Origin of the sequence: Acetobacter lambici (assembly GCF_011516885.1) — a bacterium.
In the GTDB taxonomy this organism is placed as follows: Bacteria; Pseudomonadota; Alphaproteobacteria; order Acetobacterales; family Acetobacteraceae; genus Acetobacter; species Acetobacter lambici.
This window is the reverse complement of record NZ_WOTD01000040.1, coordinates 1-17,987: the sequence shown is the minus strand read 5'-3', so window position 1 is coordinate 17,987 and position 17,987 is coordinate 1. Positions and strand designations below refer to the sequence as shown.

Below are 17,987 nucleotides of genomic sequence, written 5' to 3'. Positions count from 1 at the left end.
CACTTGTCAAAGACCAAAGAGCCAAAGAACTTAGCAGAAACTCTCATCCCCGCCAAGACTGCTTCGTCTCGGTGAAGCAGCTTCTATACCCCCAAACACCTACCCGTCAACCCCTCACATAAAAAACAACTAAACCCCCAGAAAACCAACACTTTCCCCGATTCATAAACGCCTCAAAACACAGAAAATCACCAAAAAAAACTTAATCTATCTCGTTACAAAATGTCCATGTTTGGCGCCTGCGCCATAAAACCGATACCAGCGCAGGAAGGACGCCATGCCGTCTATCAGCTCGGTTTTGGGCTGCCAGCCAGTGAGCTGGTGGATGGCGGCAATATCGGCCCATGTTTTTTCCACGTCCGCTGCGGGGCGTGGAAGCTCGTGAATATGGGCTTTGGTCTCCAGCACCTCCTCCAGCACCTCTATGAGCTTGCGCACGCTCTGGGGGCGCTGGCTGCCAACATTGAGCACGCGGGCGGTGTTGGGCGCGGGTGGTTTGTCAAACACCGCCAGCACGGCGGAGACCACATCGGCAATATATGTAAAATCGCGCGACAGGGCGCGACCGCTATACAGGGGAACAGGCCGCCCCTCCATAATGGAGCGGGCAAAGCTGTAATAGGCCATGTCTGGCCTCCCCCACGGACCGTAAACGGTAAAGAACCGCAGCCCGGTCTGGGGAATGCCATACAGGTAGCTATAGGTGGAGGACGCAAGCTCCGCGCTCCGCTTGCTTACGGCATAGAACGAGCCGGGCTGGTCCACGGGGTCTGTCTCGGAAAAGGGGAGTTTGTTGTTGCGGCCATACACGGAGGAGGACGAGGCGTAGACCAGATGCTCCAGCCGGGGGAGCCTGCGGGCAAACTCGAGCACGGCAATATGCCCGCGCACGTTGGCATCTGCGAACAGGTAGGGATTTTCCAGCGAGTAGCGGACCCCCGCCTGCGCAGCAAAGTGGAAAATGCCGCGTATATGCGGCTCCCGCACCGCCAGCGCCATAAGCCCGTCGGGCTGGCTGATGTCCAGACCATGAAAATGGAAGTCGGGATACTGCTCCAGCAGGAGCAGGCGGCTCTTCTTCAGGTTCGGGTCGGGGCAGGGTGTTAAGTTATCTACCCCGATCACCCGCTCGCCCCGCTCCAGCAAGGCCCGAACAACGTGAAAGCCAATAAACCCGGCCGCGCCAGTTACCAAAAATGCCAAAATTCCGCCTCGTGAGCTGAGCGCACCGAGGCTCCGCCAGCCCGGTACCGTGTTAGGGCGCTTCTAGCGAAGCCAAAGCGACGCGTCAGGGCGTTTTTGTGGTTGGCTGGGCTGTTTGTGGCAAGGAGCCAGCAGGCGTTGGGAGAGCCAGGGAGGCCGCCTCCACCTTGTCGCCCACCATAATGCCCAGTTTGGCGGTTACACCACCTGCCAGTTCCAGTGTGGCCAGAGCCGGGCCGTGGCTGCTGATATGGGCCAGACTTTGCGGCACCGCGTTTTCCACAATGGACTGCACGCGCAGGTCCGGGCCAATAAATACGATATCGAGCGGGACAAGGGTGTTCTCCATCCACATGTCGCTCTGCTGTGGCGCGCCCCACGGGAACAGCATGCCCCCATCGGCAGGCACCTGCGTGCGGAACATCTCGCCCACCTGCTGCTCACGCGGGGTTTTGGCCAGTTCAACGGAAAAAACATGTTTGCCCGAGGCAGAGACAATGCTCAGCGGCTCCTTGGGCAGGACCGGCTGGGCCTGCGTGGGTTCGGCATCATCGGCCAGAGCAGGCACCCACGCCACGCCAGCACTGCCCACCAGTGCTGCCATAAGCAGCCCGAACAGTTGTTTGTTCTTCACGTCCTGTTTTCTCCTGCACTCAATGTTCGTCTTGCAAAAACGGGTTGCCCGTCCGCTCCGCACCCAGCGTGGACAAACCACCATGACCGGGCACTATCACAATATCATCGCCAAGCGGCAGCAGCTTTTGGCGTATGCCCTGTATAAGCTGCGCGCCATCGCCATAGGCAAAATCCGTACGCCCCACGGAGCCACGGAACAGCACATCGCCCACAAAGGCAAAGCGGGCGCGCTCATCCACCAGCACAACATGCCCCGGCGTGTGGCCGGGCACATGCACCACGCGCAACTGGCAGCCCAGATAATCCAGCACCTCCCCATCACGCGCAAAGCGGTCGACCGAGGCGTTCTCCAGCCCCGAAAGGCCAAAGTGGCGCGCCTGATCGGTTATGGAGGACAGCAAGAATGCATCACGCTCATCTGGCCCTATAACGGCGGGGCGGGGCTTGCCCTGCGCCTCCAGCCCACGGCACAGGGCGGCCACACCGCCTGCGTGGTCAAGGTGGCCGTGGGTGAGCACTATGGCCTCCACGCTCAGGGACTTGCGGTTTACAAAATCCAGCAGCACGTCCGCATCCCCCCCTACATCGACCATGATGCACCGCCCCGTGTCCTCTTGCCACAGGATGGAGCAGTTCTGCCGGAAAGGCGTAACCGGAACGATGCGTAGCTGCATGCCGGGGTAGGAAACCTGCATATGCGACCTCTCTTTGCGCCGTAGTTCTGGCCAGTATGCCAAAAAAAAGCTGCCAGACGGAACCATCTGGCAGCTTCTTGTCATCAGGCTTACGGCTTTTTTTAGCCCGGCAGAACCCAGCCCGTGGCCGGAATGTCAAAATGCTTGTGCAGATCGTGGGCCGGAATGTTGGTCAGGTCCTTGATCAGCGTCTTGATCACCTTGGCTTCGGCGGGCTTGCTCAGATGCGCGCGGATGTCGTGCATGATGGGCGCGGGGGCCGCAATAACAAAGCCGTCCACCTTGGCGCCGTGGGCGACCATGGCGTTAATGCGGTCGGCCACATTGCGGGCAAAGCCTTCCTTGGCGGCTGTGCGGGGGTCGGTTTCGGGCGGGAGCTTGCCGGGGGTGTCTTCGTGCCCTTCGGCCTTTACGTCGCTCACGTCGCGCATTTCGCCCTGCACGTCATGCAAAAAGCGCACTTTACCGCCGTCTGCCGCAACGTAAACAATCAGGCCGTCTCTTTCTTCAGTCATGAAAATATGTCCTCGTTTCAAAATCGTGCAGCCCGTCCCCATTGTTGCTGTGCAGTCACGCGGCTTCTGGCCTGTTCTGCTGCCAATGGGCAGTCTGTATGCACAGTGATATAGGGAAGGATCATGACAGTTCCAGCCCCCCCTCCCCAACTCCTGACCCCACTGGACCATGCACTGGCATGGGCACGGGCAGGCGAGCCAGTTGCCCTTGCCACCGTAACCGGTACGTGGGGCAGTTCCCCCCGCCCGGCTGGTAGCTGCATGGCCATGAGTGCGGGCGGTGCGGTGGAAGGCTCGGTCAGCGGTGGGTGTGTTGAGACCGATGTGATGACCCACGCGCAGGACATTATGGCCGGAAGCCCCGCACAAACGCTGGAATACGGCGTAAGCAGCGCCCGCGCGTGGGAGGTCGGGCTGGCCTGTGGCGGACGGCTGGACGTGCAGGTGGAGGCCATAAATTCCCCCGCCTGCCCCACCGGAACCCTGCCCCTTGCCCTGCTGGAACAGGCCTGTGCGTGCATGGCAAACCGGCAGGCCGCAGCCCTGATCCGCCTGCCAGATGGCGCGCAAAACGCCCTTGTTGTGCAAACCGAGCAGGGCTGCACTGTGCAATTTGGCACCTGCCCGCCCGAAATTTGCAATGCAGCCAATGAGCGCATGCAACACGGCCGCAGCGGGGCAGAAGCCGACGCCACGGGCCGGGTCTGGTTTGTGCAGCCACTGGTGCCCGCCCCGCGCCTGCTTATTGTGGGGGCGGTGCATATTGCCCAGTCCCTTGCCCGCATGGCCAGCATGGTCGGGCTTGCCCCCATTGTCATCGACCCGCGCACGGCTCTGGCCACGGTCCAGCGTTTTCCCGGCCTTGTACCGGGGCAGACCCTGCTGGCCGACTGGCCGGACGAGGCCATGCAGACACTGGGCATAGACCGCATGACCGCCATTGCCACGCTAACGCATGACGCCAAGCTGGATGACCCCACACTGGAGGAGGCCCTGCGCAGCCCCGCCTTTTACATCGGTGCGCTGGGGTCGCGCAAAACGCAGGCCAGCCGTATGGAGCGCCTGCGCGGTTTGGGCTTTACCGAGGCCGAACTGGCGCGCATACGCGGCCCCATAGGGCTGGCCATAGGAGCCGTGGGGGCGGAGGAAATAGCCCTGTCCATTCTGGCCGACATTATTGCCGTACGCAGGCAGGCCCCTCTGGCGCAGGCGCGCGGGTGGCAGTACCCCTGATGGCCAGCACGCTGGCAGGCACGCTGGCCATTGTGCTGGCGGCGGGCCAGTCCTCACGCACGGGGGCGCGGCACAAACTGCTGGCCCCCGATGCCTCGGGCTGCCCCATGCTGGTGCGCACCCTACGCAACACCGTGCGCTGCGCGGCCGAGCATGTGCTGGTGCTGCTCCCCCCCAACCGGCCAGAACTGGCAGCCCTGCCCCAGACCCTGCCCGAATACGGCACACGCCTGAGCGCACAGCGTGTGGCGGACGCGCCAATGGGGCTTTCCGCCTCGCTCCATGCCGGTGTGCGGGCAGCGCAGGTTGCACGGGCCAAGAGCCTGCTGGTGTGTCTGGGGGACATGCCCCTTGTGCCCACCCACCTGCTGAACGCACTGCTCTATGAGCAGCACACCACGCAGGCTCCTGTTGTGGCGGCACAACGGCACAACAGGCCCGGCAACCCGGTTGTGTGGTCCAGCACGCAGTTTACGGCCCTGCTGGATGTAACGGGCGATCAGGGCGGCCGCGCACTCCTGCGCGCACTCGGGCCTGCCGTACGCCTGCTGCCCGCCCCTGCCGAACTGCTGGAAGACTTTGATACGCCCGACAGGCTGGAACAGTTTGCACGTATGCAGCCCAGCCCCTGTTGACCGCAGGCCCGATCGCTCCGAAAACTGTAGGGCCGCCCGCGCGTTGTGTGCGCAGGCGGCCTTAGTCCTGATGATCCCCAAGGAAGTGTTTGTTCATGAGCAAAATCCTGCGTACCAACCCCAACCCGATTCTGTCCGCCGCAGTGGAATACCACGGCTTTGTCTACACTCAGGGTGTGGTCGCCCGCGATCTGGACCAGGACGTGGAAGGCCAGACCCGCGACGTGCTGGCACAGCTTGACGCCCTGCTGGAACAGCACGGCACGGACAACACCCGTCTGCTACAGGCCCAGATCTGGCTGAAAGACATTAACGACCGTGACAAGCTGAACACCCTGTGGAGCGCATGGCTGCCCGAAGGCATGGCCCCCGCCCGTGCGTGTGTGCAGGGCATTCTGGCCGACCCGCGCATGCTGGTTGAAATCATGCTTGTGACCACCAAATAAGCCTGCCTGACCTACCGGGCTGGCACTGTGCGAGGCGTGGTTTTTTAGCCACAGATACGCCGAATCAGAATCAGCCCGGCTTTTATCCCCTGTTCTCCAAATGTGCCCTGCCAGACCGAATTAAGGCAATCCCGTGACAGATGATAGGAATTAATTCCTATTTTTGGTTTTCAACCGGGTTCTTTTTAGCAAACAGTCACTTTCGCGTTTTTGCCGCGCAAACAGCGCTTGCCTGATCTGCATTGATGTTTATACCTGACCACAGAACATGCAGCTGACCTAAACTAAAGCAAGCCAGGGAAAGGCAGACACGATGCAGGATGGACGGTCTAAAAAGCTAAAACTTGCGCTGGCCGTTGTGTCCTTTGTTTCTGCCTCCTTTCTCTCCTGCGCTGCACAGGCGCGCACTAGCCATGTTACCCACCATAACGTGCATGCCGCATCCACCCACCACCACCGCAGCTCCGGCCATGTGATCCAGTGCGTGGCCTACGCCAAGTCCGCATCCGATGTGGTGCTGCACGGCAATGCGCGGGACTGGTGGCACAATGCCGCCGGTGTGTATGACCGTGGGCTGGAACCCAAGGCTGGCAGTGTTCTCAACTTCCGTGCAACACGCCGCATGCCGCTGGGCCACGTTGCCGTTGTGCGCAACATTGTGGACAGCCGCACCATTGTTATTGACCAGTCCCACTGGGCGCAGGCTGGCATAAGCCGCAATGTGTCGGTTATTGACGTCTCCCCCAACAATGACTGGTCTGCCGTGCGTGTTGCCCTGAACAACAACGCCAACAGCTACGGCTCCATCTACCCCACATATGGGTTTATCTACCCCCGCTCGGCTGGCAAGGACGCAGCACCAGCCAGCCTGAAGCAGGAAGTTATGACCGCATGGGCCAGCAAAATGCCGGCCACCCAGTTGGCGCAGGCTCCCACAGGGGCACAGCCTGTTGCTGCGGCCAAAGCAACACCGTAATAACCAGCGCGGCCAGATAGCCAGCATATCTGCCGCAGCCATAGGTGGGTTTATACCCCGGTCAGTCTAACTGATCGGGGATTTTTTTACCTTGTGCCTTGTACTTGGTAAGGCCGCCTTATGCTGGCGGGCCAGAAAGAGCGCGCGTGCGCACGGCACTTTCCAGCACATTCCAGCTTGCCTCAAAAAAACGATTTTTTGCGGTCTCTGTTGCAAACGGCTTGTGCCCGCTCAACATCTGGTGCAGCGGCCAGCCTGTAACCAGCCCACGCAGACTCATTTCCAGCATTGCAATTTCAGCCCGGTTTTCAGGCGTGTCTGGCCAGCCCAATGCCTGACCCAGCAGCATATTCATCCGCTGGTGCAGTGGGTCTATGGCCTCATCCAGATCCGCCGTAATACTGGCAAACTGCTGGCAGTCCATAATAAGGATACGGTAGGTTTCCACCGTCTCGGGTACCAGCAGAAAGTCCAGAAAACGCCGGAGCATGTCCTTCATGGCGTCCATCGGGTTGGCCATGCTGCCCGGTTGGGCTTGCAAAATGCCAACCATATGCTGGCAACGTTCCTGCACAATGGCTCTGAACAGCTCTTTTTTGGACGGGTAGCGCCGGTAAATCGTGGCTTTGGAACAGCCAATCACCTTGGCAATATGTTCAACAGAGGTGCCAGCATAGCCTGCGCGCATAAACTCCGCCGTGGCCACGGTAATAACCGTACGGTCCAGTTCCTCCGCCGCTTCGTGCGATGGGCGACCGCCCGTATGTGCTACCCCGTCCGCCATAAACTCTGTTGACCCGTTGCTGTTTGCCAAAAAAGGCTTCCGCTCCACAATAGCCCCTCTGCCCGCAGCAGGAAACCCGGGAACAGCCCTATATGGCCGAACAACTGGCAGTTTTGGTCCGTACAGACAGGATCAGTCCTGCACCAGTTCCATATCCAGCCGTGCCACCTGCCAGGACATAAAAACCCCCTGCGTCTGTTCGGACAGATGCACGTCCACGCCATGCGCGTTTTCCATCAGCATGACCCCGCGCCCCTGCCCAACGGCCGCAGCGCCGCCGGTGGTCCAGTACGTGCCGCTAAAATCCTCCGGGCGGGTAATGTTGCGCACACAGCCTGCGGCCTGAAAATACGCCTGCCCCACCGCCAGCACACCACCCCCACGCGCAACAATGCGGTAGGTATGCCCGCCAAGTTCGAGCGTGCCGCGCCCCCACTGGTAGCCCACCACAGCGCCCAGTTCTTCCACCCGCAATGTCAGCCACCCGTCATCTGGCCCACAATCCGCCCTTTGCGTGTGGGAAAGAGATTGGGGCTGTTGCTGTTGCTGTTGCTGTTGGGGCTGTGCCAGCGCGGGCTGGGCCGCAAGCCAAAAGGTAGCGGCCAGTCCGCCTGCCATACCCTTGCCGCGCACAGGCGCACACAAGCCCCCCCATGCACGCACCCTGACCAACATGCCACAAACAACCCGCGCACAGGTCTGTGGCAGGGCAAAAGACAAGCACCGGCCGCGCCCGGCAGGCACAGTGACTAATGGGGGCGCAGGCGCGGAATATCGGGATAAATCAGCCAACACTGGCACGGAACCTTGCATCCTTGGCATGGGGGGGGCAGCAAAACTTTCGCCACAGACATAGGTGGACTGGCGCGAGCTTTGCAAAACGGAACAGTCTCGTTTTATGTCGCACCCCTATCTGTGTCAAACGCAAACCCGTGCGCCGTAAAACGCCTTCAAACCACCAACCAGTCCCCTATCCCCATCAGGTGCTCGGCAGGGCGCAAACAGCACGCGCCGCACCACGCCGGGCCAGCCCCCGCACAGGCAGACAGGCCAGCAACGGCACACCCCGCCAACATGGGCCGCCGGGGCGTACAGTGCCGGGCTACAAACACAAAGGGCGACCCGGAGCAAAACCCCGGACCGCCCTGTTGCGCACCACTGGTACCAGCCGTTACGGCAGGCTGGGTGTTATTCCATCCACTCCGCAATATCGGGGCACGAGCACACAAGATTGCGGTCGCCGTACACGTTATCGATCCGGGCGACGTTGGGCCAGTATTTGGTGGCCGGATTTACACCGGGGGGGAAGCACGCCTGCTGGCGGCTGTAGGGGTGGTCCCATGCCTCGGCCGTAACCGCCGCACCCGTATGGGGCGCATGGCGCAGCACGGACTGCTCGGCTGTAACCGTGCCCTGCTCCACCGCGCGCACTTCCTCCCGCATGGCCAGCATGGCATCGCAAAAGCGATCCAGTTCGGCCTTACCTTCGGATTCCGTGGGTTCGATCATAAATGTGCCCGCAACGGGAAAGCTGACCGTAGGGGCATGGAACCCATAGTCCACCAGCCGCTTGGCCATGTCATCCACGCTCACGCCCGTGCTGTCCTTGATCGGGCGCAGGTCCAGAATGCACTCATGGGCCACCCGCCCCTTGGCCCCCCGGTACAGCACCGGATACGCATCGGACAAACGGCTGACAATATAGTTGGCGTTCAGGATTGCCACCTGCGTTGCCCGCTTGAGCCCCGCATCCCCCATCAGGCGGATATATGCCCACGAAATCGGCAGAATGGAGGCCGAGCCAAACTGCGCGGCACTGACCGCCATACCCACGTCCGCATCCGCCGGGTTGCCGGGCAGGAACGGGGCAAGGTGGGCGCGCACGCCAATTGGCCCCATGCCCGGACCACCCCCGCCATGAGGAATGCAGAAGGTCTTGTGCAGGTTAAAGTGGCTGACATCCCCTCCATAATCCGCCGGACGGGCAAGGCCGACCTGCGCGTTCATGTTGGCACCATCCACATACACCTGCCCACCTGCGGCATGCACCATATCGCAGATGGCGCGCATGTTTTCCTCGAACACACCGTGGGTGGAGGGGTAGGTGATCATCACGGCGGACAGGTCCGCCGCGTGGGCCTCCACTTTGGCCTGCATGTCTGCAAGGTCAATGTTGCCATCGCCATCGCACTTGACCACTACAACACTCATGCCCGCCATTTGGGCGGAGGCCGGGTTGGTGCCGTGGGCGGAAGCGGGAATAAGGCACACATTACGCGCACCCTGCCCGCGCGCACGATGGTAGGCGCGAATGGCCAACAGGCCCGCGTACTCGCCCTGCGCACCCGAATTGGGCTGGAAGGACACCGCATCATATCCGCTAATGGCGCACAGCCAGCGCTCCAGGTCGGCCAGAAGGCTCTGGTAACCCGGCACCTGATCGGCCGGAGCGTAGGGGTGCAGGTCACAAAAGCCGGGCCACGTAATGGGCAGCATTTCCACCGTGGCATTCAGCTTCATGGTGCAAGAGCCAAGGGGGATCATGGTGCGGTCAAGCGCCAGATCCTTGTCGGACAGGCGGCGCAGGTAACGCAGCATATCTGTCTCGGACCGGCACGCGCCAAAGACTGCCTGCCGCATAAAGGCCGACTGGCGCACCAGTGCGTCTGGCATTGTGGCCCCCGGCTGCGCCAGCTTGAGCGCCATATGCCCCATGCGGTCCCGGTCGTTACAGAACACGGACCACACATCCAGCACGGTTTTGATCGTGCTGGTCTCGTCCAGACTGATGCCGATGCGGCCTGCCCCTGCGTTGCGCAGGTTCATGCCCATCTCGCACGCACGGGCCAGCAGGGTTGGGGCGGCATCGCCCACATCTATTGTCAGTGTATCAAAGAACGCGGTGGTCTGGACGTTTACGCCAAGCTCACGCAGGCCCGCGGCCAGTGTGGCGGCCAGCCCGTTGACCCGCCGGGCAATGGCCTTAAGCCCTTCCGGCCCATGATAGACCGCATACATGCCTGCAATAACGGCCAGCAGCACCTGGGCTGTGCAGATGTTGGATGTCGCTTTTTCGCGCCGGATGTGCTGCTCGCGCGTTTGCAGCGCCAGACGGTAGGCCGGGCGGCCCTCACTATCGACCGAAACCCCAACAAGGCGGCCGGGCATGCTGCGCTTGTAGGCATCGCGCACCGCCATGTAGGCGGCATGCGGGCCACCAAAGCCCATGGGAATGCCAAACCGCTGTGTGGAGCCAATGGCAATATCCGCCCCGAGTTCCCCCGGAGAGGTCAGCAGGGTCAGGGCCAGCGGGTCTGCCGCCATAACGGCAATGCCACCGGCTGCGTGCAGGGCATCAATCCCCACGCGCGGGTCGGTGATCTGCCCCGAGGAGCCGGGGTACTGGAACAAAGCGCCAAACACGTCCGCAGCGTTCAGCTCCGTGGCCGGGTTGCCAACCTGAATGGCAAAGCCCATGGGCTCGGCACGGGTTTTGAGCACCGCAATGGTCTGGGGGTGGCAGTCCGCATCCACAAAAAACGTGTTGGACGCGGATTTGGCAACCCGTTTGGCCAGCGCCATGGCCTCTGCCGCCGCCGTGGCCTCGTCCAGCAGGGAGGCATTGGCTATGTCCAGCCCGGTCAGTTCTGTGACCATGGTCTGGAAGTTCAGCAGCGCTTCCAGACGCCCCTGACTGATTTCGGGCTGGTAGGGCGTGTACGCCGTGTACCAAGCCGGGTTTTCCAGAATGTTCCGCCCGATAACCGCTGGCAGCACCGTGCCGTAATAGCCCTGACCGATCAGGCTGGTCAGCACGCGGTTCTGCCCCGCCAGTGCGCGCAGGTGTTCGAGCACCTGTGTTTCGGTCCAGCCCTCACCAAGGCCAAGCGGCTGACCGATGCGAATGGCGGCGGGCAGGGTCTGGGCTGTCAACTCATCAAGGGAGCTGGCACCCACCGTATGCAGCATGGCGGTCTGCTCGTCTGGCGTGGGGCCAATGTGGCGGCTGGCAAAGGCTGCGCCATCGGCCCGAAGCCCTGCAAAAGCGGGCAGGTTTTCAACTTGGGAGAACATGCGAGGAACGATCCTGATACAGGCGGGTAAACGCAAAACAACAGGGGATGGCCCCACCCCGCCCCCGCACCATACCCCAAGCCCCGCGGCACTGGGCGGGGCTGCGTGGGGGAGGCTTACGGTCTGCGCCGCTCAGGGCGGCGGGGCGGAATGGAGCCAGCGTAAGGCCGGGTTTACTTAACCCACGAATGCTGCGTACGCGGCGGCGTCCATCAACCCTTCAAGCTGTGCGGGGTTGCTCAGGCGGAATTTGACAATCCAGCCAGCGCCCTGCGGGTCGGAACTGACGGTGGAGGGGTCATCGGCCAGTGCGGCGTTGCCTTCCACAATCTCACCATCCACGGGGGCGTAAATGTCGGATGCGGCCTTGACCGATTCCACAACAGCCACGGCTTCGCCCGCCTTGACCTGCGTGCCAGCGGATTTGGTTTCCACAAACACCAGTTCACCCAGTTCGTCCGCTGCGTGCTGGGTAATGCCCACCACCGCCGTATCACCATCCACACGCAGCCATTCGTGTTCGCTCGTAAAATACAGGGTCATGCCTCATACTCCGTAAGACCCCAGAACGGGGCCTGTTTGAAAATTATTTGAACCGGATAAAAAACTCAGCGCCTGAAGCGCGCAGGCACCAGCGGCAGGGCCGCAACGCGGGTGGCAACGCCGCGCCCACGCAGTTCGGCCACAAGCTCCGTGCCAACACCCGCATGGGGTGTGGCCACGTAACCCATGGCGACCGGGGCCTCCAACGTAGGGCCAAATGCGCCGGATGTGACCTCGCCCACCTTGTCGGCCAAAGCGGCATCCGCGTACAGGGGGGCACCGTGGCGCACGGGCGCGCGGCCGGTTGGCAGCAGGCCCACGCGGCGGCGGGTTACGCCTTTTTCCAGTTGCTCAAGAATAATGTCAGCCCCCGGAAAGCCCCCGGCCCGCGCGCCACCGGTGCGGCGGGATTTTTGAATGGACCATTCAAGCGCTGCTTCCACGGGGGTTGTGGTCTCATCAATATCGGACCCGTACAGGCACAGCCCGGCTTCCAGCCGCAGGCTGTCGCGCGCGCCAAGGCCGATCAGCTTGACCTGCTGGTGCTGGAGCAACTGGCGGGCAACGCGGTCCGCATCCTTGGCGGAGAGCGAGATTTCGTACCCGTCCTCGCCCGTATAGCCCGAGCGTGAGACTATGCAGCGCGCGCCATCAATTTCGAGCATGCACACATCCATAAAGCGCATGGTCGCGGCATCGGCGTCAAAGCTGCTCAGCACGTCCTGCGCCAGCGGGCCTTGCAGGGCCAGCAGGGCGCGGTCTTCGAGCGGTTCGACCAGACAGTCGGCCAGATTGTCCTGCATATGGGCAAAGTCGGCCTGCTTGCACGCGGCATTGACCACCAGCAGCAGGCAGTCCTCCTGCGCGATGACCATAAGGTCGTCCAGAATGCCGCCCGATGTGTTGGTGAACTGCGTGTAACGCTGCCGGTTGGTTTTAAGCCCGACAATATCGGCTGGCACCAGCCGTTCCAGCGCGCGGGCGGCATCTTCCACATTGCCAGAACGCGCACGGATGCGCACCTGCCCCATGTGGGACACATCAAACAGGCCCACCTGTTCGCGCACATAGCGGTGCTCGGCCATAATGCCGTCTGCGTACTGCAACGGCATGGCATAGCCCGCAAACGGCACCATTTTGCCGCCAAAATCCTGATGCAGGGTATGGAGAGGAGTGTGGAGGAGAGAAGAATCGGTGCCCATGCACGCCGCCTTACAAAATAAGGCCCAAATTCCGCGCGCACCCTGATGCTGAACACAAGGCAAAAACACGGAGCTTCGGACCGGACCGTCCGCTGCCCCTTCTGTGCTTTTGCCTGAGATCGCTATCCCGTCGGCGGGTGCGAGCGCACCTCTCTCCAGAAGTTTTAGAGCGCAGGGTCCTTTTGCCTGAGAGTTTCCGGGGCGGTTGCTCCTTCGGCGCCAGCTTTTTAGGGCTGGTCTCTCCCTCTGCGCGGGTGCGACCGTGACATTATTTGCACCCCAAGTCAATCACGGTCGCGGGGTGGCTTACGCCTTGGTGGTGGGCAGGTGCTTGGCAATATAGGGGGGAAGGTTAAAGGCGCCGGTATGGATTTCTGGCGTCCAGTACTGGGTTTTCCCCAAAATGCCAGCCTGTTCGGCACGAGTGCGCACCTGATCTGTATTCTGCCCGGCGGGGTTTGGCCCCTTGGAGGCGATACCCAGTGTCATGAACCCACCAACATAGGTCGGCACGGCTGCCACATAGGCGGACACATGGGGGAAGTATTTGGCCCGGCGTTCGCTGGTTTCAAACAGTTCGTCAGCCTGCATGAAGGGCACGCCGCACTGGTTGACAATCAGCCCTTCGGCACTGAGCACGCGGGCGCAGTGTTCGTAAAAACTGTCGGTAAACAGGACTTCGCCCACACCAATGGGGTCCGTGCTGTCCACAATAATTACGTCAAAGGAGCCATCGGCTGCCTTGGCCACGTAATCGATCCCGTCGCCCACAATCACTTCCGCGCGCGGGTTGGTCCAGGCATCACCTGCAATGGAGGGCATGTGCTGCTTGGCAAGTTCAATGACCTTGCCATCAATTTCCACCATCACGGCTTTTTCCACGCCGGGGTGCTCAAGCACACGGCGCAGCACGCCACCATCGCCCGCGCCAATGATCAGCACCTTGCGCGGTGCCTTGTGCGTGAACAGGGGAACGTGGGTCAGCATTTCCTGATAAACAAATTCATCACGCTCGGTAATCTGCACCACGCCGTCAAGCAGCAGGACACGACCGTGAGAATCGCTTTCAAATACTACAATATCCTGAAACGGGCTTGTAACGCGCGCCAGTTCCTTAACAACACGGAAGCGTTGGCCCCAGTTGTCGTACAGGGTTTCTTCGATCCAGTTTTCAGCCATCTCAGCCATCCTTGCCATACACGGCGCGGCAGCTTTGCCCAGAGCCTGAGCAAAGCTGCCGTTTAATATCGATAGAGAGGAATGTTGCGGTCAACCCGCGTGGGCATTAGCCCTGTACGCGACCGCGGCGTTCTTCGCTCACATCCAGTTGCTCGGCCTGAAACAGGCGCTGCATGACCGGAATGGCCAGATGCGGGTCGCATGCCCCACACATGAAAATGTCGACCGCAGCAAAGTTGCGTTCGGGCCATGTGTGGATCGAAATGTGGCTTTCCGCCAGCACAACAACGCCAGATACACCGCCATTGGGTGTAAAATGGTGGAAATGGCTGTGCAGAATTGTCGCCCCTGCCGCCAGAGCCGCTTCACACAGGGTGCTGTCGATCTTTGCGGGGTTGTCCAGATTAGTGGCCCCCCACATGTCAACCAGCAGGTGTGTCCCTGCAAATTTTTCGCCGTCTTTTTCGACGAAATAATCTTTACGGTCATCATCTTCAAATGCGACCGGAACAGAAATTGCCTGGTTATTGCTCGGGAGTTCCGAGACCATCCCCAGTTGAGCAAGTGCGTTCATTGACGTACCCCCAAACCAGTAGACAGCCTGTTGGGCGAAATTAATCGCCCCCTTGGGCCAAGAGCGCGCTAACTAGGGCTTTTTACCCCTGTGGTGCAAGCACTATTTTGGGTCTTTAACAGATTTGTCAAACAACGTTGGCACCCGAACCACCCCCAAAGACACAACAGGCGCTTTTTGCACCTGCCTGAGAAGGGCGGCAAACCGCGCCTGCCGTTCCGCCCCAAGGGAGCGCGCACCCACCCACGCACGCAGGCTGCGCATTGTTGCCACATCCCCTGCGGCGGTGGCATCCGTGGCAAGGCGAATCACCATATCGCGCTGTTCGGTGCTGAGTTCGCCCTCTTCTGGCAGGGTGCGGCTGGCAAGGCGGCCCACCACCAGCACGGCCTGCTCCCATTGCTGGTCCTGCTCATACAAGGCCCCGCGCACGGACAGGCCCGCATCCGATTCATCCTCGGCCAGCAGGGCCTGCGCGCCCTCATGGTTGCCACTGGCGGCGGCCAGCCGGGCCTCATCATACCTACGGCGGGCGGCAAGGTCCTCGGGCAGGTCTGCCAGCGCGCTCCGCTCAAGCGCGCGCAGGGCCAGCGGGCGCTGGTTGCTCTGGAGCGCGGCCTGCGCAAGCTGCTCCTCAATATCGGCCCGCATGAGCGGTTCTATCGCCAGCACATCGGCCTGCTGCAAAACGGGTATGGCCTGCCCGAACTGCCCCAGCGCCATAAGCTGCCGCCCAAGCCCTGCCAGCAGCTTGGCCTTGACCGGGTCATCGGGCACCTGCCCCATGCTGGCGCGCGCCAGTGCCAGTTGCTGGGCACGCTCCGTATCCGTGGTTGCGGGTGTTGGGCCAGCAGCACGGCGCTTGCCACGACCACGGGCCACAGCCGCCCTGCTGGCATGGGGGGTATTGCTCTGCCCCCCGGCCGCCACAGCGGAATGCGGCGGGCCAAACACCAGACCAAACAGCACCGTGCGCCATGCGCCATCCAGCTTATCCTGCGGAACCTGCTCGGACACTCCCAGCCCACTCAGCACGCCTGCCGCGCGCACGGCCTGCCCCGCCTGTGCCAGAGCCTGCGCGTAGGCAAGCCGCAACATGGGTACAAGGTCCTCCACACCAGCCTGCCGGGTACGGGGATCGGCCCGGCCCCCCTCCGCCACCTGTGCGGCCAGAAGCTGGGCATAAGCCTGTGCCGCCATGTCCGGGCCGATCTGGTCATGTGCTTGCAAAAAGCCCACAAGCTCCGCCCGCGCGTGGTCGGCCATGCGGTCGTTACCCGATGCGGTCAGGTTCTCCAGCGCAACACGCGCGGTGTCCGCATCCGCGCTGCGGGCCTGCACCATAATGCGGGCAAGGTTGTAATCCGCGTCATCTGGCAAGGTGCCCATGACCGCGCGCTCATCCGGCCCGCCAAACTGCGCCAGATACCGCGCAACACGGAGCATAAGGTTCGCGCGCACGGGTGCGGGGTACTGTTCCAGCCGTGCATAGCCGCGCGCCAGCAGCACGGATGTGGGGTGGCTGTCCGCACCACTGAGCATAAAATACGCGCCACGCCACAGAACCATGTCCGGCCCAAAGGCCCAGTCCGCGCTGGCCAAGGGGGCAGCCCCCGCCATATCCCCGCTCAACAGGGCAGCACAAGCGCGCAGGGCCTGCACGCCCGGCCCCGGCCAGCCGCCATGCACCAGACCGCCCATATCCGCCCCTACGCCGCCTTCATGGCCAACCTGTACGGGCAGGTCGCGCAGCAGGTCCCACGCCTGCTGGGGGTAACCCGCAGCAAATGCGGCCTGCGCGGCCGCGACCCGCATGGCCCACATGGTAATGACCACTGCCTCTGGCTGACCAGCCAGAATGGTTGCGGGGTCTCCCGCCGCCTGCCCCAGACTGTCACGCGCCTTGCGCCATTTTTGCAAAAGCAGAGGGGTGGGTTCGTCCCTCAGCCCAAGCCAGAACCAGTCCTGCCCCTGCCGCACACTTGCGCTGGGTGGAGGGGCTGGCAGGCCAACCGGCACGGGCTGGGCGGCTATGGCCTCCAGCACCGGGCCATTGGGGGTGGACTGCATGAACAACTGTGCCGAATCCGCCACCACCACCACCCCTAGCACGGCGGGGCGCACGGCATACCCAACAGCCGAGCGGGGCTGCAACGGGGCTTCCACCTGCCGGGTGGTGGCCACAAATAACCGGCCCCCGGTTACGGGGTCTGGCAGGGTAACAATGCGGCCGGGCTGTGCCTGCGCAAACAGAACGCGCGCGGCCTCCGCCACCAACCGGACCGCAGGCGCACTGGCAGGGGCACCTGCTGGCGCACCTCTGGCATGGTCTGCACTTGCGCCCGAGGGCGTGCCTGTGGGAGCACCCGGAGGACTAGCCGTGGCATGCCCGGTGGAACCGCTAGCGGGCTGGTCCGTAACCGCACCACACGCGCCCGGACCACCGCTATGGGCCACGCACAGCAGCCAGCCCGCTTTTTGGCGCACCACCACAATATGCGGGTGGTCTGGCAGGTAAAGCCGCAGCAGGGTTGCGCCGTTCAGGGCCACGCTCTCGCGCCGGTCGAACATGCCGCCCTGACCGGGGAGGTGGAACAGGGCTGGCAGGGGGCGATCCACCACCACCATAAGCTCCGGCCCCGACCAGAATGCTGCCAGACCGGTCGCACTATCGGCTGGTAAAAACAGACTTGGCGCAACATCGGCAACACCGGGCAGGGCATCCGCCTGCACACCGGTTACGGGCAGGGCGTGCAGCCCGTCCGAACGGGCGACATCCTGCACGGCGGGGGCGGCGGCATTGGCCCGCGGGGAGGCCACACCCGCGCCCGGAACAAGGGCGGAGAACACGGCACTGGCCAGCACAACCCGCCCCAGCATGGCCCGCGCGGGCACGGCACGGGCCAATCCGGCCCCCACCTGCCCCGCCAGCGGCCCCGCCAGCGACCCCGCAACGGCTCCAACGCCGCGCATGGCCGGGCCGGGCATATGCCTGCCCCGCGCCGCGCCACTGGCGCCTGCCTGCCAGTCTGCCTGCCTGCTGTCTGCCACGTTCCCTGCCTGCCCCTTGCGTTGCCCAACAACCCGGCGCGCCACACGCGCGCTGTGCCCCGGTAGTACCACGATGGCACCCGTTCCATACCCCGTGTTTACCCCAGCATGACAAAAACCAACATGGGCTGCTACGGCGTGTCGTCAGTTAAGCCCTGAGAGTGGCACGTGAGGGTTGTACTTTGTGTCTGCGTGTGCTGACTGTTTTCCCGTTTTTTTGGGGAGACAGACAGATGCGGCG

The 17,987-nt window shown here is 62.5% G+C and carries 17 protein-coding genes and 1 riboswitch; of the genes, 5 read left to right on the top strand and 12 right to left on the bottom strand.

Annotated elements, in window-relative coordinates; genetic code table 11:
* Positions 1-207: 207 nt before the first annotated feature.
* From GOB86_RS12620 to GOB86_RS12605, 4 genes are all read right to left on the bottom strand, one after another.
* Positions 208-1,203 (bottom strand): NAD-dependent epimerase/dehydratase family protein, encoded by a 996-nt coding sequence (locus tag GOB86_RS12620; RefSeq protein WP_165992824.1) that lies wholly within the window; start codon positions 1,201-1,203, stop codon positions 208-210.
* Positions 1,204-1,288: 85 nt separating this feature from the next.
* Positions 1,289-1,807 carry a DUF192 domain-containing protein gene (locus tag GOB86_RS12615; RefSeq protein WP_165992828.1) on the bottom strand — a complete coding sequence of 173 codons (519 nt, stop codon included), beginning with the start codon at positions 1,805-1,807 and terminating at the stop codon, positions 1,289-1,291.
* 49 nt (positions 1,808-1,856) lie between these two features.
* Positions 1,857-2,534: an MBL fold metallo-hydrolase gene (locus GOB86_RS12610; protein WP_165992822.1), complete on the bottom strand. Its 678-nt coding sequence runs from the start codon at positions 2,532-2,534 to the stop codon at positions 1,857-1,859.
* 101 nt (positions 2,535-2,635) lie between these two features.
* Positions 2,636-3,049, bottom strand: coding sequence for a host attachment protein (locus GOB86_RS12605; protein WP_165992821.1), 414 nt, complete (start codon positions 3,047-3,049; stop codon positions 2,636-2,638).
* A 123-nt stretch (positions 3,050-3,172) separates the two neighbouring features.
* Between GOB86_RS12605 and GOB86_RS12600 the strand changes: the two genes are divergently transcribed.
* The 4 genes from GOB86_RS12600 to GOB86_RS12585 all read left to right on the top strand — a co-directional run bounded on the left by GOB86_RS12600 (position 3,173) and on the right by GOB86_RS12585 (position 6,339).
* Positions 3,173-4,282, top strand: coding sequence for an XdhC family protein (locus tag GOB86_RS12600; RefSeq protein ID WP_165992819.1), 1,110 nt, complete (start codon positions 3,173-3,175; stop codon positions 4,280-4,282).
* Positions 4,267-4,917, top strand: coding sequence for a nucleotidyltransferase family protein (locus GOB86_RS12595; RefSeq protein ID WP_253544270.1), 651 nt, complete (start codon positions 4,267-4,269; stop codon positions 4,915-4,917). The genes GOB86_RS12600 and GOB86_RS12595 overlap by 16 nt, the downstream gene beginning before the upstream one ends.
* 95 nt (positions 4,918-5,012) lie before the next feature.
* Positions 5,013-5,363: a RidA family protein gene (locus GOB86_RS12590; RefSeq protein ID WP_165992817.1), complete on the top strand. Its 351-nt coding sequence runs from the start codon at positions 5,013-5,015 to the stop codon at positions 5,361-5,363.
* A 313-nt stretch (positions 5,364-5,676) separates the two neighbouring features.
* Positions 5,677-6,339 (top strand): CHAP domain-containing protein, encoded by a 663-nt coding sequence (locus GOB86_RS12585; RefSeq protein ID WP_165992815.1) that lies wholly within the window; start codon positions 5,677-5,679, stop codon positions 6,337-6,339.
* A gap of 118 nt (positions 6,340-6,457) precedes the next feature.
* On the opposite strand, the gene GOB86_RS12580 is transcribed toward GOB86_RS12585, so the two are convergent.
* From GOB86_RS12580 to gcvP, 3 genes are all read right to left on the bottom strand, one after another.
* The gene (locus GOB86_RS12580; RefSeq protein ID WP_165992813.1) at positions 6,458-7,123 is read right to left on the bottom strand and encodes a TetR/AcrR family transcriptional regulator; all 666 of its coding nucleotides are present in this window, start codon (positions 7,121-7,123) and stop codon (positions 6,458-6,460) included.
* Between the two features lie 132 nt (positions 7,124-7,255).
* Positions 7,256-7,798: a hypothetical protein gene (locus GOB86_RS12575; protein WP_165992811.1), complete on the bottom strand. Its 543-nt coding sequence runs from the start codon at positions 7,796-7,798 to the stop codon at positions 7,256-7,258.
* Positions 7,799-8,311: 513 nt separating this feature from the next.
* On the bottom strand, positions 8,312-11,197 hold the full coding sequence (gcvP, locus tag GOB86_RS12570; protein ID WP_165992810.1) for an aminomethyl-transferring glycine dehydrogenase: 2,886 nt from the start codon (positions 11,195-11,197) through the stop codon (positions 8,312-8,314).
* Here gcvP and GOB86_RS12565 point away from each other — a divergent pair.
* Positions 11,196-11,378 carry a hypothetical protein gene (locus GOB86_RS12565; protein ID WP_165992809.1) on the top strand — a complete coding sequence of 61 codons (183 nt, stop codon included), beginning with the start codon at positions 11,196-11,198 and terminating at the stop codon, positions 11,376-11,378. The genes gcvP and GOB86_RS12565 overlap by 2 nt on opposite strands.
* Here GOB86_RS12565 and gcvH read toward each other — a convergent pair.
* The 5 genes from gcvH to GOB86_RS12540 form a co-directional block, all read right to left on the bottom strand.
* Positions 11,375-11,740: a glycine cleavage system protein GcvH gene (gcvH, locus tag GOB86_RS12560; RefSeq protein WP_165992807.1), complete on the bottom strand. Its 366-nt coding sequence runs from the start codon at positions 11,738-11,740 to the stop codon at positions 11,375-11,377. The two genes, GOB86_RS12565 and gcvH, sit on opposite strands and share 4 nt — an antisense overlap.
* Before the next feature lie 65 nt (positions 11,741-11,805).
* The gene (gcvT, locus tag GOB86_RS12555) at positions 11,806-12,942 is read right to left on the bottom strand and encodes a glycine cleavage system aminomethyltransferase GcvT (protein WP_165992805.1); all 1,137 of its coding nucleotides are present in this window, start codon (positions 12,940-12,942) and stop codon (positions 11,806-11,808) included.
* 165 nt (positions 12,943-13,107) lie between these two features.
* Positions 13,108-13,198: riboswitch (glycine riboswitch) on the bottom strand.
* A gap of 50 nt (positions 13,199-13,248) precedes the next feature.
* Complete coding sequence (gene speE, locus GOB86_RS12550; RefSeq protein WP_165992803.1) at positions 13,249-14,121, bottom strand: polyamine aminopropyltransferase; 873 nt, start codon at positions 14,119-14,121, stop codon at positions 13,249-13,251.
* A 106-nt stretch (positions 14,122-14,227) separates the two neighbouring features.
* Complete coding sequence (speD, locus tag GOB86_RS12545; RefSeq protein WP_165992801.1) at positions 14,228-14,695, bottom strand: adenosylmethionine decarboxylase; 468 nt, start codon at positions 14,693-14,695, stop codon at positions 14,228-14,230.
* A 102-nt stretch (positions 14,696-14,797) separates the two neighbouring features.
* Positions 14,798-17,818: a tetratricopeptide repeat protein gene (locus tag GOB86_RS12540; protein WP_165992799.1), complete on the bottom strand. Its 3,021-nt coding sequence runs from the start codon at positions 17,816-17,818 to the stop codon at positions 14,798-14,800.
* Positions 17,819-17,987: the final 169 nt, after the last annotated feature.